The sequence below is a fragment of the Nocardia sp. NPDC004340 genome, assembly GCF_053602575.1.
The window spans coordinates 641,876-655,838 of record NZ_JBSGDW010000004.1 but is presented as its reverse complement, the minus strand read 5'-3'; the positions used below and the strand labels follow the sequence as shown (position 1 = coordinate 655,838).

The window sequence follows — 13,963 nt, the reverse complement described above, 5'->3', positions numbered from 1 at the left end:
GCGGTCCGGCGATGGACAGGACGGCGGCGGGCTGGGGGAGGTCCCAGGACGATCCGCTCATCAACCCAGAGAGTGCATTTCATGATTTCTCGTCATGCGGCGGCCGCCGTATTGGCTATGGCCGCGGCGGCTGTCGCGGTGCCGGCTTCGGCGGAGGAGCCCCCGGTCGTCACCGTCTCCGTCGTGCCCGATCGCGACCCGTTCTATGCCTCGCCTCCCGAGATCGGCACGCTGACGGACGGTCAGGTTGTGGCCGGGCGGGAAGTCAGCGCGAAGCTGCCGGTCGCGGTGCGAGCCTGGCAGGTGTCGTATCGAACCAACGATTCGCAGGGAAACCCGGAGCTGGGCGTGACCACACTGCTGGTGCCGACCGCCCCGTGGACGGGTCCCGGCTCCCGGCCGGCTGTATCCGAGCAGATTCCGGAGGATTCCACTGGCACGCGGTGCGCGCCATCGTATGGAATCGCGACGGGCACACTGCAATCCGGTGACCAGATCGCCGCGATGCTGTCCGAGGGCTGGGCGGTGGCGGTGCCTGATTTCGAAGGTCCGAAGTCCGCTTTCCTCACCGGGCCGCAATCTGGTCACGCCATTTTGGATGGGGTGCGGGCAGCTCGGGACTTCGTTCCAGCCGGGCTCGGCGCGGATACCCGGTGGGCGCTGGACGGCTACTCTGGCGGGGCCGCGGCTACCGGCTGGGCCGCGGAGCTACAGCCCGTCTACGCGCCTGAACTCACGTTCGCGGGGGCCGCCCTGGGCGGGGTGCCCGCGAGTCTGCCCGCGGTCATGAACAATGTCGACGGTGGAGTGTTCTCCGGGTTCCTCGTCGGGGTGCTGGTGTCCTATCAGCGCGAATTCCCCGAGGCCCGTATAGACGAGCTGCTCAACGAACGGGGCCGAGCGGACACGGCCGCGGCCGCCGATGCGTGTGTGATCGAACTGCTGATTCGCTTCCCGTTCTGGCGGCTGGCCGCGGCCACCGCCGCCGGGTACCGCGACGACCCCCGGCTGACGGAACTGCTGCAACGGAATTCGCTCGGCGGCGGTATGGCGCCGACGATGCCGATCCTCAACTATCAATCCGACTCCGACGAAGTGGTGCCGGTCGCGCAGGCCGACGATCTGGTCGCGTCCTGGCGCCGCGGGGGCGCCACCGTCGTCACGATCCGCGACGCGAACGGCGAACACGCCGCGGAGGCGGGACAGCGGCAGGCCACAGCGCAGCAGTTCCTCCGGGAACGGCTCACCGGTGGGGGACCGGTGAGCGATGCCGACCTGAATCGGCCGGTGGGCCGGGACGGTAAGTAGTCAGTCCTGTTTCGGCGCCAGATCCCGACGCAGGAGATCGGTCAGCATCCGGACCGCCGCGACCATATCCAGCGAGTCGTCACGTAGCCAGAGTTCGGTCAGACCGGTGAGGGCGCCCACCATGAGCAGCGCGGCGGCTTCGGCATCCACGTCGTCGCGAATCTCACCGGCGGCGGCGCTCTGCTCGATCACGCCGGCGAGGTTGTCGCGGTAGGTACGGATGCGCTCGTTCGACCACTCGTGCGCCACATCCGGGGCGTCGGCGGAGCCGAAGAGCGCCAGATGGCTCATGCGCGTGAGTTCGGGATCGGCCCGGTTCCGCTCGGCCAGATCGTCCACTATGTCGAGGGCGCGGAACACCGCCGGGCCTTCGTATTCTCGGTCGACTTCCACGGCATCGAACGCCTGCTGATCGCGTTCGGCCAGCACGGCCGACAGCAGCGCTTCCTTGCTGGAGAAATGATGCAGCACCCCGGACCGGGTGATGCCCGCAGCAGCGGCGACCGCCGCCAGTGACGTACCGCGATAACCGTTCTCGGCGAACAGTGTCATCGCTGCCGCGAGGATCTGGCCGCGGCGTGCCGCGCCGGACTGCTCGGCGTCGCGTGTTCGAGCCATGTGTTCGACCTTTCACCCGCTGAACCTGTTGCGTTGAACCGCTCCTTGTAGCAAGCCTACTGTCCAGTCATACTGCCCGGCGTCGGGGGTGGCGACCAAGATCATCCGGACCGGAACGCGGGCTTCGGCGGAGAGAGCTTGCACAGCAAGCCCTTCGGGGGGACGAGGCCCGCGAACCTGGGTCAGGGCGGCCCGTGGCATCTAGTTGCCGGTTGTGCTCCGGCCTGCTGTCGTGCGGGTGCGGATCCGGTCGAGCAGGAACGCTTGGGCGTCGGAGGCCCGGTGCAACGCCTCCATGCCGTGCTCGTCGATGGGGTCGCGGACTACGACGACATCGGCGCCGCCGGCTCGCCACGCCGCGACGAGCTGATCCGCTTGGCGGACGGGGACGATCTCGTCGGTGGTGGCGTGATAGTTGAAGATCGGCATCGTCGGTGCTGTCGCGCCCGGTGAGTTCTCCCGCAGCAGTTGCGCGAACCGCGGAGCGTGCAGCAGGTCGATGTCCTGGCTGTGATCGCGCAGCCGCCGCAGCGCGAAGTTGACCAGCAAGTCGTTGACGCAGGCGTTGCCGGCCGCGGTGAGTGCGGCACGGCCGGGGGCGTTCAACAGTTCGCGGAGGCGGGCCTCGGGGTATTCACGGTCGAATGCGACAAGGATTCCGAAGTTGTAGCCGGAGAAGACGCTTCCGTCGAAATAGGTGGTCAACGAGGTCAAGTCGGTAGGGACCCCGCCGATCGCGGCGCCGGCGAAGGACAGTTCCGGTGCGTAGGACGGCTGTACCTGGGCGGCCCACGCGGTCGCGGCCGCGCCGCCGGAGTAGCCGTCGAGAGCCCAGACCGCGTCCGGTCCGATGCCGGCGGGCTCGAACCGGCCGGCGGCGCGGATTCCGTCGAGTATCGCGTGCGCCGTCCGCGGCCCGGTCAAGAAGCCCGACTTCGGCCCTTCGTGGTCGGGCACCGCCACGATCCAGCCCTTGGCGAGCATCTGCCGCACCGGATCCGCCGATTCCACGGTTCGATTCACGATCGTGTACGACGGTGCGCAACGGGTGCCGGTGGCGTCCTCGGGTAGCTGTTCGGAGACCACCGGCCGCGCCCCCTCACCGGTCCACGGCGCGGTCGGGACCAGAACGGTTGTCACGCCGAGTTCGGCTCGATCGTGGGAGTCGTTGGTGCGGAAGGACAATTGCCAGGCGCGGACCGGCGTGCCGAGCTCGACGGTGGCTTCGCGGTGGGAGATGAGTTGCCCGTTGCGGTACGAGGCGAGGTCCGGAGGTGCCGCGTAGAACGGATCTGCGTCCGGCACTGTGGAACCCGCACCCGGAAGCTCCTCGGCGTACGCGGGTGCGCTCGCACAGAGGGTGACCGCACAGGCGGCCGCCGCCGCGAAACGAATGATCATGGATGGTCCTCGGTTGTGTGGTGGGGCGATCGACGGCCCGATCATCGGATCGGGCGGAGGCAGCTGGTGAGGTCGTCGACCATCGAGCACCACGTCAGTGGGTACACCGGCCGGTAGTCGGTGGCGACGCCGTCGTTGGCGATGATCGACCGATAGGTGTCGATCGCGCTGGTGGGTACCCGCGTGAGGCTGGGATCGTTGCGCACGTCGACGGTGTACAGGCCGAAACGTGGTGCGTAGCTGCCCCATTCGTAGTTGTCGGTGAGGCTCCAGTAGTTGTAGCCGATGACGTTCATGCCGTCGCGCACCGCGCGCTGCAGCCAGTAGACGACGTCGTTCAAGTGGTCGGACCGGTCGTAATCCGGTCGCGGCGCACCGTTGTCGGTGGGCATTCCGTTCTCGACGACATACAGCGGCCGGCCGGGGTAGCGCTCGGCGTAATGCCGCAAGGCGTAGTAGATGCCGTCGGGCGCGGGGTTCGCCTTCCAGGGTTCATTGAAGGTGTTGGCGAAGCTGAGATCGTTGGGCGCCATGGAGTTGTAGTAATCGAGCCCGATGAAATCGAGTTTGCCGGCGACGTGGTCGAGGAATGTCGTGTCGATGGCGGCTTCACCGATGGGGAAGTACGCGACATTGGACGAAACTTGTGCGCCGGGCTGCACCGAGTGGATGTAGTCGTACACGGCATTGTGGGCTCGGACCCACTGCCCCAGCGCACCGGCCATGTCGGCCGGGCCGAGTCCGCCGACCTGCAACTCCTGGAACGCGTACGCCGAGGGTTCGTTGAAGGTGATCCAGATCGGATCGAAGTGGGCGTAGCGGTCGACGACCTGGCGGGCGTTGGCCATCCAGTCGGTCAGCATGTCCTCGTGCCGCCAGCCACCACGATCGAATTCCCAACCGGGATAGACCCAGTGGTCCAGGGTGATCATCGGTCGCATGCCCGCGGCGCGGACCGTGGCCACGACGTCGTCGTAGAACGCCCACGCCGCCGGATCGTATTGTCCCGGTGCGGGTTGCAACCGCGCCCACTCCACGCCGAACCGGAAGACGCCCGCCCCGAGGTCGCGGGCGCGTTCGATGTCCTCGCGATGGCGGTGCAGGAAGTCGACCGAGGTCCCGACCGGATCGCGAGTCCTGCCCGACGCGGCGTAGCGCGACCAGTTGCTGTCGGGCGAGTAGCCCTCGGACTGGAAGCCGGAACCCGCGACGCCCCACAGGAATCCGGTCGGCAGCGACCCGTCGTGGTTTTCGGCTCCGGGCGCGGCCGCCGCGGAGGTGATCGACAGCAAGGTGAGCCCCATGGCGACCGTGGCGATTCCGATCTTGCGACGCATGTTGTCCTCTTTCGTCGTCGGCCCGCTCACGGCGGGCGGCTGCCGGGATCGTAGCCGACTGATTGTTCAGTCGGCCAGGGTGGGAATTTCGGCGGATTCGTAGCCAACTGACTGCTCAGTCGGTAAGCTCCTGCGGCACGGGCGCCCCGATCGGTGCCAGGCAATCGTGTTGCCCATCGCATCGATCCCCGCCCGCGACGCCCGCGATCGTGCGGGTCCCATCGCTGTCGCTCGAACGACAGCGCATCACCACAAGTTGAGGTATTTCATGAAAAGTCGTCGCGCGGGTCTGATCGCGGCCTGTGCCGTGGCCGGAGTGGCCGTCACCGGCGCAACCGCGAACGCCGCTCCCGAACCGGCCGCCGCAGGAGTCAGCTACCAAGCAACGCTTTCGGAGGGGACCGTGGTGGTTACCCTCGACCACGGCACGTTCGCCGCCCCGCAGGCAGACACGGTGCCCATCCTCGATTCCGCCGGTGCGGTCCTGGACGCGCTTCCGCTCGCCTACTCCCTGAACGACCAGCGGTTGCCGTTGCGCCAGCAGATCTCCGAGGATGGCCGGACTCTGCGGCTGACCCCCGAACTGGCCAACGTCGACCGCAACGCTCTCAAACCCGTTGCGTCGCCGCTGGAAAACCAGCTGGCCATGAACGATCTCATCAATGCCGTCAGCATCGGGACTTCGGTGGGCAGCCTCGTCGGCACCGCCATCGGCGTGGTGCTGGGCACCGGCGTCGGGTTCGCGCTCGCGGGCGCGTCGTGTGTGGTGCTGAGCCTGGGCTGTGTCGTCGCGGTGCTACCGATCATGAGTCTCGTCGCCGGGGTCGGCGGGCTGGCCGGACTGGTCATCGGCGGTGGACCCACGACCGCCTATGCCCTCTATCAGTACGTGACGACCCTCAATGCGGCGCCGGGGCAGAGCATCTACGCCCCGAACCTGCAGGGCAAGCCGGGGATCCCGGCCGAACCCGCGGCCGCGAACTGATGAGGGAACTACAAGGACTGTCGATATGAACCTTCGCGCAACGCTTTCCGCCGCGTCCCTCACGGTGTGCGCGGTGACCGCGGTCGCCTCCACGGCGAACGCCGAGCCCGCGCCGGCTCCGGCGGCCGGACCCGCATTCGCCGCGACAATCGTCGGCGACTCCGTCGTGGCAGTGCTCGACCAGGCGCTGTTCACCGCGACTTCCGACGGGCGGGCCATCGAGATCCGCACCGCCGACAGCCAGCCCGTGCTGACCCTGCCGACGGCGTACCTACTGGACGGACAGCAGCATTCGATCCGGTATCAGGTGATGGCGGGCGGGCGTGCCCTGGCCCTCACCCCTGACACCGGACTGCAGTCTGTCGCCTCCCCGATGGAGGAGCAGCTCGCGCTCAACGATCTCTCGGCCAACCTGTCGAAGGTGCCGCTGGGCGCCATCGCGGGCGCGGTGCTCGGCGCGCTGGTCGGAGCCGTCATCGGCCTGGGCTCCTGCCTCGTGGTCGGGCCCGCGTGCCTGGCGACCGCGCCGGCCGCCATCGGTGCCTTCGCGGGCGCGGGCGGCGTGCTCGGAACACTCGTCGCCGGTGGCGCGGCCGTGGCCGATGGCGTGTGGAAATACATCACGACTCTGCAGGCGGAACCTGGGCACAGTCCCTATGCCAATCAGGGCGGGATCATGGATCCGAACGGTACCGGCGTGCCTGATGCCGTGCTGCGCATGCCGCAGATGGGGTCCGGCAGTTCGAGCGGATCATCCAGTGGCGGAGGCCAATAGACCTTCGCCCTGAGCCCGCAGTCGAGCCCGGAAGGCACTCCGTACGGAGTGCCTTCCGGCGTTCGTCGAAAGCCGTCATCTTGCCCCAGCGGTGAGTTGGGCCCACTGGTGGTGGGCTGAACGAGACCGAAATCAGCAGCGCTGACCGGGATTTGATCGCCGGCGCGCCGATCCGACCGGCCGGCATCGCCCTCAAAGGCGTGATCGCGCGGCTGCTTCCTGATAGCGGGCGAGCAACTCCGGGGACGGATCCGCAATATACGTACGGACTTCGGCCGGTGCCCAGGCGGGCGGCTGCGGAGCCGACGACAGCACCCAGGCGGCTTGGCGGGCAGCACCGGCGGCCACGTATTCGCCGATCGCCGGAACATCGACGGGAACTCCGAACACCGCCGGTGCTATCGCGCACACCGCTGCCGAACGGGCGCCGCCACCGACCAGGGTGATCCGATCGATCGGCACGGAACCGCGCCGAACATGCTCGGCGGCAGCGGCGGTCAGGCACAACAGTGACTCCACCGCCGCCCGGGCGATGTTCTCCCGGGTCATCGACTCGACGGTCATGCCGTACAGGCAGCCGGTCGCGGCGGGAAGATTCGGTGTCCGTTCGCCTTGCAGGTAGGGCACCTGAATCAACCCCGCAGCGCCGGGTGGAGCCGCGAGAGCGAGCGCCGACAGCTCGTCGAGATCGACTCCGAGGATCGCGGCTGTCGTGTCGAGGATCCTGGTGGCATTGAGGGTGCAGACCAATGGAAGAAATCCGCCCGTCGCGTCGGCGAAGCCCGCTACCGTGCCGGCGGGGTCGCGGACCGGCGCGGCCGCGGGAGCGGCGATCACGCCCGAGGTGCCCAGCGAGAGCATCACCTCGCCGGCACGCAGCCCCAGGCCGAGCGCCGCGCCGGCGTTATCGCCACACCCGGGACCGACCACCATCTCCGGCCGGCCCAGGACGGGGTCGCAGGTGCCCGTTGGCGCCGCGGGGTCGGAAACCCTCGGCAACACGATCTCACGTGCGTGAGCTTCGCTGCACCGCAAAGCCATTGCCAGCAGGTCGCACCGGTAGGCGCCCGAGTCCGGATCGAAGTAGCCGGTTCCGGACGCTTCGCTCCGATCGGTGACGAGGTCGTCGAGCGACCGGGCACCGCGCAACCGCCAGCTGAGCCAATCGTGCGGCAACGCGATCGCGGCGATGCGGGCGGCCGCCGCGGGCTCGTGGTCCGCGAGCCAACGCAGTTTCGTGATCGTCAGCGACGCCACCGGTGCGGTCCCGACCGCGTCGGTCCAGCGCCGAATACCGGTGGCGTGATCGCCGCCGCCCATTTCGTGAACCAGGTCGCGTGCGGCTCCGGCGGAGCGGGTGTCGTTCCAGAGCAGCGCCGGACGGATGACCGCGCCGCGGGCGTCCAGGCAGATCAGTCCGTGCTGTTGCCCGCCGACCGAGATCGCGGCTACATCGTCGAGGCCGCCGGCGTCGCGGATCGCCGACCGCAGTGCCTGCCACCAGTATTCGGGATCGATCTCGGTTCCGGTCGGATGCGAGGCGGAACCGGAGCGGACGAGCCTGCCGCTGTCGGCGTCGTGGATGGCGATCTTGCAGGATTGGGTCGAGGAATCGACCCCGGCCACCAATGTCATCGCGTCATCCGATCAAATGCTCGACGGCGAGCTGCTGCAGGCGCACGAAGCCATAGTCGCGCAGGGCGGCTGTATCGGGGTTGAAAGAGGGATCATTCCCTGCCGCGAACGCCAGGACGGATTCGCCGTCGCCCAGCGTCGGCTGGGCGAGATCGAAGACGCCCGCACTGGTCATGGCCTCCTGTACGCGCGTGTCGGCTCGGAATGCCCGGGCCTTGTCGGCCAGCATCAAGTAGGTCGACATGTTCGCGCGCGCGGATTCCCAGACGCCGGGCAGGTGTTCCGTGCGCGAGGGTTTGTAGTCGAAGTGCCGGGCCCCGGTGTATCGAGGGCCGTCCGGGTAGCCCGGGAAACCATTCTCGAGCAGGTCCACCGTGAAGAATGCCGACATCAGGTCGCCGTGGCCGAAGACCAGGTCCTGATCATATTTCGCGCCGCGCTGGCCATTGAGGTCGATATGGAACAACTTGCCGGACCACAACGCCTGCGCGATCGCGTGGGTGTAGTTGAGCCCCGCCATCTGCTCATGACCGGTCTCCGGATTGACGCCCACGATCTCGGCGTGGTCGAGCTCCGCGATCAGCGCGAGCGCATGTCCGACGGTTGGCAGCAGAATGTCTCCGCGCGGTTCGTTGGGCTTGGGCTCCAGCGCGATACGTAGGTCATACTCCTGCGCCTTGATGTACGCGGCGACGGTGTCGATGCCTTCCTTGTACCGTTCGAGCGCGGCGTAGACGTCCTTGGACCCGTCGTATTCACTGCCCTCACGTCCGCCCCACATGACGAAGGTGCCGGCATCGACTTCTCCGGCCAGATCGACCGCATTCAGGATCTTCCGCAAGGCGAAGCGACGGACCGCCCGGTCATTGGCACACAGCCCACCATCCTTGAACACCGGGTGGGTGAAAGTGTTGGTGGTGACCATTTCGATTCGCAAGCCCGCACGATCGGCCGCGTCCTTCACTCGGCTGACCCGCCGCCGCTGCACGTCCTCATCGGCACCGAATGGGTAGATGTCGTTGTCGTGGAAGCTGATTGCCGAGGCGCCGAGCTGGGCCAGCCCGTCGACGTAGTCCCACGGAGCGAGGGTCGGACGGGTCGCGGCTCCGAACGGGTCGGCACCGTTCCAGCCCACGGTCCACAGGCCGAACGAGAAGTTGTCTTCCGGGGAGGGGTGGCGGAGCATCGCATTGATCCCTTCATGTGAGTTGCCGCTGAAACGGGTCTGGTGGACGATCACATCTCGCTCGCTGAATCAACGATCGCGGTCCGACCCACAGGTGTGAGTGTGAAGGAATGGAAGTCGACCGCATTCCTTCCCCGGTACCGGAAGTACAGAGCCATTCTGGGGTTGAACGCACCGATGCGGGCCTCTGCGCAGCTCACATCGGGGCCAACCGGAACAATCGCGATGGGAGGACCGGTGAGTGAGTCACTGACCTCGACCATGCCTCGGCCCGATCCGCGAGTTTCCAGCGTCAGCGTGGTCGGCTCGGATATGTCGAAGTACTTGAAGCCGGCAACCGCGCCGTCTCTCATATTGGCGATGAATTGATCGCCGTCGCCTTCGCGATCGCCGCCCGTCTGGGTGAGGAACGGCTCGCGCCACCAGCCGCTGAACCGACTCCGGCGAAACGGCGTCGGCTTCGCGCCGTCCCGTCCCCGCAGGACACAGGCGATGTGTGACCGATAGGTCCCGTAACCGGGGAGTGGACCACCGTGCAGCCCTGCGCTGGACATCTCCACCTGCGTGAAGCGTCCGTCGGATCCGCGCTCGATCAGCTCGGCGCAACCCTGCCTGCTCACCTGGCACCGATTGGTGTGCCGATGATAGAAGACATACCAGCGCCCATCGATCTGCGCGAGGCCACCGTGGTTGTTCGCGGTGTAGTTCACCGCGTCGCGGCGAGTTCGGCCCTCGAAACCGATGTCGCCATTGCTGACCAGCGTGCCCTCGAAACTGAAGCCGCCGTCGGGGGAATCGCTGGTGGCATAACATAGTTCGTCACCGTTTATCGACGAGTAGACGAAATAGTAGCGGTCGTCGATCTTCCGGATCGATGCCGCTTCGTAGAATTCGTGGCCCTCGAACCCCGAACCCGCACCATGCCCCGCTCTCGGGATGATGAGCCGAGGGCCTGTCTTCACGGTGCGCATATCCGGTTCCAGCTCGAACACATATGCGCCATCCTGAAGCAGGCCGTGCAGCATGGCAGGACGTCGTAGTCTCCTCGCCACAGGTGCGAAACCGATGTAGAGGAAGACTCTGCCATCGTCGTCGACCAGGACCGCGGGATCGAACGGGAAGACGTCGCCCCTCGACGCACCGAGGAGGCCACTGTCGGCTGATCGCAGGTGGGTGAAGAACTCGAAGGGCCCTGCGGGACAATCACTCACCGCGATCGACACGCGAGGATGATTGCTCAGGCAATAGAACAGGTAGTAGCGGCCATCGCCACCCTGTATGACATCGGGCGCCCACAGCGCACGTCGTCCCCGTTCATTGGCGGGATCCTGCGTCTTGCGGTAAACCACGCCGTGGCATGTCCATTGCGACAGATTCGCCAGTGGTGCGGACCATCCCACGTAATCATTCTGGCAGTACTCGGTTCCGCCGAATCTGTCGTGCGAACCGTACACATAGAGCCGGTCCCCGAACACCCGGGGCTCGGCGTCCGGAATGTATTCCCAGCTAGGGAGATACGGGTTGAACACCTCGTCCCTCATGACCCATTCCAACGATCGATGATCCAATTTCTGCCTCACCACCTGTCAACGGGGGAGGTACTGCGAAAGGCCGCGTCGGACCGGGCGCTGGAAGAACGCGCCCGCTCCTCGGCGGCTGCCCGTGCCGGTCCGATCAGCCGCAGGCCGGGGAAGTCTGATTGACCAGCGACAGCGTGGTGCAGGTCCACTCTTTCTGGACCTTCCATTTCCCGTCTTCGGCCACGACCGGAACCACCACCGGGTTCGGCGCTCCGCCGTTGATCGCCACCTGGGCGTCGGCGTTCAGCGTTCCATTGCCCAGATCGGTCACCTTGGTGACCATGATCGTGACGTTCATCTGCTTGAAGGCATCGGCCAAGCGCTGCGGCAGGACCGGATCGGCCTGAGTGCCCTGAATCAGGTCGAGCTTCTGCTCGTTGGCGATGCTCGGATCGATGAGCTTCTGCAGCTGGACGTTCAGATCGGTCGGGCCCGGCAGCGCCGGGTTATTGCTCTGGGCCGCAGCGGATTTCGATGGCATGGCCTTGGCCGGCGCGGCCTCGTCCTTGCTGCAGGCGGAGACCCCGAGCGTCGTCACAACCGCCACGGCGGTGATGAGAATGCGGCTGGCTTTCGGAAACATCAACTTGTTCTCTTTCATATTCACGGTGATCGGTTCGACCGGGCGGGCAAACAGATCGCGGAGGCGACGAGCGGGACGCACCGGCGGGTTGCCGGTCATCCGATCGCGTCCGCCGACTCTCCGGTCCGGGGGAGCCGGTCGGCGTGCTTGGCCAGCGCATCGTCGGCAATTCGCCACAACTGCTCGACCTGGGAGCGGAATTGGTCCTGGCTGTGGCCGGGCAGTGCGAAGACGATCTCGTCCTGGCGCGCGATGCCTGCGACGGCGGCCCGAGCGACCTCGTGCGGCTCGATCGCCATCGGGACGACCCCGGTTCCGAAGGGCTCGGCGGCGCGCTTGCCGAAGGAGTCCGGCCGACTGCGCTGGGAGTCCATGATCCGGGTAGCGGCCTGCCCTGGGCAGAGCGTCGTGACGCCGATGCCATCGGCGGCCAGCTCGGCGCGGAGTCCGAGGGAAAGACCGAGAATGGCGTGTTTTGTCGCGCTGTACAAGGCCGTGTGGCCCGTATCTGGCAGGAAGGCGTGCGTGGACGACGTGTTCATGATGTGCCGCCACCCTTGTGCGCGGCGCATCGCTGGAAGGAAGGCGTGCAGACAGTTCAACGTGCCTTCCACATTCACCGACGACAGCCATCGCCAATCGCCGATCGTGGAGTCCGCGACCGCGCCGAACAGGAGTACTCCCGCGTTGTTGCACAACAGCTCCACGGACCCGAACTCCGCGTAGGTGGCCTCCGCCAGCGCCGCCACCGACACCGGATCGGACACGTCGACCCCTGCACCGATGGCGCGCACGCCCTGCGAACGGAGTTCGGCGGCGGTGCGCTGGGCGCCGGCCTCATCGATGTCGGCGAGGACGACCGCCATGCCGCGGGAGGCGAGTTCGGAAGCGAGCGCCGCCCCGATTCCGCTTGCGGCGCCGGTGACTACCGCAGTACGACCTGCGAATGGCTCTGATTCGGACATGAAACTCCTATGCGCTGCTTGTTGCCGCAAAGGCGGACAGACTGACTGCTAAGTCAGTGAGCTTAGCGGCGAATGCCGATCACGTCGAGGGGATGGTGGGCGTCCGGATGGGGCGGGGAACGTGAACGCCGGCATTTAGGGTGAACCCATGCTCGACACCCTGATCCTCGGCCTTTTGGCGTTGCGTCCATTGTCCGGCTACGACCTGGGCAAGTGGATGGACGGGCCGGGTCGCTTCGTCGGGTACCGGGTAACGCTGCCCCAGGTGTATCGCACGTTGGGCAAACTCGTCGAGCGCGGGCTGGTCGAATTCGATATCGAGCTCCGTCAGGGCAAACCGGACGCCAAGGTCTATCGGCTGACCGGCGCCGGATCGCGGACCCTGCTCGACTGGGCTCACTCCGCGTACGAGCCCGCGCCCCGGCCGATGGATCCCGACTTCATGATGCGCTTCCTCCTGGCGGGAGCCCTCGGCCGCGAGCTTGCCATCGAGGTCCTGCGCACCGAACTCGACTATCGCCGCGATCAGGTTCGCACCCCGACTCGGGTCGACGAGCTGACGAAGAGCCTGGCTCCCATCGATCTCATCGATCCGCGCTGGGCCGGGCAGGTTCTGCGCGCCGCCCATGACCAGGGCCGGGCCTCGACCGCCGCCTATATCGGCTGGCTCGAGGTGACTCTCGCCGACTTCGAGTGCCACGCCGAGGAATGACCACCACGCGGCGCGGCGGTCGCACTACTTTCGGTTGTCATTGGCGATGCAGCGGACGGAAGGATGGCGTGCCGGATCGAGGGCCCGGAGGACCAGATCGACGGTCCTGGGGTCGGTGGAGCCGGCCATGTGCCCGGTGTGATCCTCCGGGCAGCCGTCCTGGACCACGATATTGGTGACTTCGGGCGCGTCGATGAACGCGGTGGTGTACGGCGTGACGATCTGGTCGTATTCGGTCGCGGTCATGACGTAGCGGACGCCCGGTGCGACCAGTGGGCCGTCGTTGAGTCCGGTCAGGAATGGCGAACCGGACACCATGTCGAACATCGCGGGGGAGAGGAACGGAAGTCCCCGCGGCACAGTGGAACCCGTGGGCAGGGAGGGCAGCCGGATTCCCGCGACGCTCGTCCCGTGCTGTGGTCCGCTGACCGCCACGACGGTACGGATCGGGTTCGCGGCGTATCCGGCGAACTTCAGGCTGATGGCTCGGGCGATCAGGGCACCCTGCGATTTGCCCACCACATCGATGGAACGCACGTGATTGAGCGTGACGATTCGCTCGACGGCGGCGGTGAAGTAGTCCACCGAGGTCGGCAGTGGCTCGTCGGAATCGTAGTCGAGGCCGTACACGCAGCGGCCGTCGCCGAGCAATGCCCGCCGCACCGGCCCGAGACTGGTTTCGACATCGGCGTGAGTGCCGTGAACCAAAAGGACGGGCGCGTCGGCCACGGCGGTCGCGGGACAGGCCTCGAGGGTATCGAGCGGAGTGCTGCCAGCGGGTTCCGCATCGGCCGCCCCTGTGCTCGAGCCCATGATCGTGAACGCGGCGAGGATGCCTGCGAGAGTGCGCACAAATTCCTCCTGGATAGGGATGAACG

The 13,963-nt window shown here is 66.9% G+C and carries 13 protein-coding genes; 4 read left to right on the top strand and 9 right to left on the bottom strand.

Going from position 1 to position 13,963, the window contains the following annotated elements; all coding sequences use genetic code 11:
• Positions 1–81: 81 nt before the first annotated feature.
• Positions 82–1,308, top strand: a complete 1,227-nt coding sequence (locus ACWEOI_RS19810; RefSeq protein ID WP_452360521.1) for a lipase family protein — start codon at positions 82–84, stop codon at positions 1,306–1,308.
• Here ACWEOI_RS19810 and ACWEOI_RS19805 read toward each other — a convergent pair whose 3' ends face one another.
• From ACWEOI_RS19805 to ACWEOI_RS19795, 3 genes are all read right to left on the bottom strand, one after another.
• Positions 1,309–1,926 carry a TetR family transcriptional regulator gene (locus tag ACWEOI_RS19805; RefSeq protein WP_452360520.1) on the bottom strand — a complete coding sequence of 206 codons (618 nt, stop codon included), beginning with the start codon at positions 1,924–1,926 and terminating at the stop codon, positions 1,309–1,311. It abuts the gene before it with no gap.
• A 201-nt stretch (positions 1,927–2,127) separates the two neighbouring features.
• Positions 2,128–3,327 carry a lipase family protein gene (locus ACWEOI_RS19800; RefSeq protein WP_452360519.1) on the bottom strand — a complete coding sequence of 400 codons (1,200 nt, stop codon included), beginning with the start codon at positions 3,325–3,327 and terminating at the stop codon, positions 2,128–2,130.
• Positions 3,328–3,368: 41 nt separating this feature from the next.
• Entirely contained in the window at positions 3,369–4,664 is a 1,296-nt protein-coding gene (locus tag ACWEOI_RS19795) for a family 1 glycosylhydrolase (RefSeq protein WP_452360518.1), read from the bottom strand.
• 268 nt (positions 4,665–4,932) lie between these two features.
• On the opposite strand from ACWEOI_RS19795, the gene ACWEOI_RS19790 reads away from it, so the two are divergent.
• Positions 4,933–5,649: a hypothetical protein gene (locus ACWEOI_RS19790; RefSeq protein WP_452360517.1), complete on the top strand. Its 717-nt coding sequence runs from the start codon at positions 4,933–4,935 to the stop codon at positions 5,647–5,649.
• Positions 5,650–5,674: 25 nt separating this feature from the next.
• The gene (locus tag ACWEOI_RS19785) at positions 5,675–6,424 is read left to right on the top strand and encodes a hypothetical protein (protein ID WP_452360516.1); all 750 of its coding nucleotides are present in this window, start codon (positions 5,675–5,677) and stop codon (positions 6,422–6,424) included.
• Positions 6,425–6,616: 192 nt separating this feature from the next.
• On the opposite strand, the gene ACWEOI_RS19780 is transcribed toward ACWEOI_RS19785, so the two are convergent.
• The 5 genes from ACWEOI_RS19780 to ACWEOI_RS19760 form a co-directional block, all read right to left on the bottom strand.
• Positions 6,617–8,059, bottom strand: a complete 1,443-nt coding sequence (locus ACWEOI_RS19780) for an FGGY family carbohydrate kinase (protein WP_452360515.1) — start codon at positions 8,057–8,059, stop codon at positions 6,617–6,619.
• A gap of 4 nt (positions 8,060–8,063) precedes the next feature.
• Positions 8,064–9,299: a xylose isomerase gene (gene xylA, locus ACWEOI_RS19775; protein WP_452360514.1), complete on the bottom strand. Its 1,236-nt coding sequence runs from the start codon at positions 9,297–9,299 to the stop codon at positions 8,064–8,066.
• A complete protein-coding gene (locus tag ACWEOI_RS19770) occupies positions 9,296–10,786 on the bottom strand; it encodes a family 43 glycosylhydrolase (protein WP_452360513.1) in 1,491 nt (496 codons plus the stop codon). The genes xylA and ACWEOI_RS19770 overlap by 4 nt, the downstream gene beginning before the upstream one ends.
• 133 nt (positions 10,787–10,919) lie before the next feature.
• Entirely contained in the window at positions 10,920–11,507 is a 588-nt protein-coding gene (locus tag ACWEOI_RS19765) for a hypothetical protein (RefSeq protein ID WP_452360512.1), read from the bottom strand.
• Entirely contained in the window at positions 11,504–12,373 is an 870-nt protein-coding gene (locus ACWEOI_RS19760) for an SDR family NAD(P)-dependent oxidoreductase (protein WP_452360511.1), read from the bottom strand. The genes ACWEOI_RS19765 and ACWEOI_RS19760 overlap by 4 nt, the downstream gene beginning before the upstream one ends.
• Positions 12,374–12,521: 148 nt before the next feature.
• Between ACWEOI_RS19760 and ACWEOI_RS19755 the strand changes: the two genes are divergently transcribed.
• Positions 12,522–13,085: a PadR family transcriptional regulator gene (locus ACWEOI_RS19755; RefSeq protein ID WP_452360510.1), complete on the top strand. Its 564-nt coding sequence runs from the start codon at positions 12,522–12,524 to the stop codon at positions 13,083–13,085.
• Positions 13,086–13,109: 24 nt separating this feature from the next.
• Here ACWEOI_RS19755 and ACWEOI_RS19750 read toward each other — a convergent pair whose 3' ends face one another.
• Positions 13,110–13,937: an esterase/lipase family protein gene (locus ACWEOI_RS19750; protein WP_452360509.1), complete on the bottom strand. Its 828-nt coding sequence runs from the start codon at positions 13,935–13,937 to the stop codon at positions 13,110–13,112.
• Positions 13,938–13,963 lie beyond the last annotated feature (26 nt).

Excerpts from the sequence above, each read along its gene's own strand:
- ACWEOI_RS19810 (WP_452360521.1), top strand. The coding sequence starts at position 82 with ATGATTTCTCGTCATGCGGCGGCCGCCGTATTGGCTATGGCCGCGGCG.
- ACWEOI_RS19805 (WP_452360520.1), bottom strand. The coding sequence starts at position 1,926 with ATGGCTCGAACACGCGACGCCGAGCAGTCCGGCGCGGCACGCCGCGGC.
- ACWEOI_RS19800 (WP_452360519.1), bottom strand. The coding sequence starts at position 3,327 with ATGATCATTCGTTTCGCGGCGGCGGCCGCCTGTGCGGTCACCCTCTGT.
- ACWEOI_RS19795 (WP_452360518.1), bottom strand. The coding sequence starts at position 4,664 with ATGCGTCGCAAGATCGGAATCGCCACGGTCGCCATGGGGCTCACCTTG.
- ACWEOI_RS19790 (WP_452360517.1), top strand. The coding sequence starts at position 4,933 with ATGAAAAGTCGTCGCGCGGGTCTGATCGCGGCCTGTGCCGTGGCCGGA.
- ACWEOI_RS19785 (WP_452360516.1), top strand. The coding sequence starts at position 5,675 with ATGAACCTTCGCGCAACGCTTTCCGCCGCGTCCCTCACGGTGTGCGCG.
- ACWEOI_RS19780 (WP_452360515.1), bottom strand. The coding sequence starts at position 8,059 with ATGACATTGGTGGCCGGGGTCGATTCCTCGACCCAATCCTGCAAGATC.
- ACWEOI_RS19770 (WP_452360513.1), bottom strand. The coding sequence starts at position 10,786 with ATGAGGGACGAGGTGTTCAACCCGTATCTCCCTAGCTGGGAATACATT.
- ACWEOI_RS19765 (WP_452360512.1), bottom strand. The coding sequence starts at position 11,507 with ATGACCGGCAACCCGCCGGTGCGTCCCGCTCGTCGCCTCCGCGATCTG.
- ACWEOI_RS19760 (WP_452360511.1), bottom strand. The coding sequence starts at position 12,373 with ATGTCCGAATCAGAGCCATTCGCAGGTCGTACTGCGGTAGTCACCGGC.
- ACWEOI_RS19755 (WP_452360510.1), top strand. The coding sequence starts at position 12,522 with ATGCTCGACACCCTGATCCTCGGCCTTTTGGCGTTGCGTCCATTGTCC.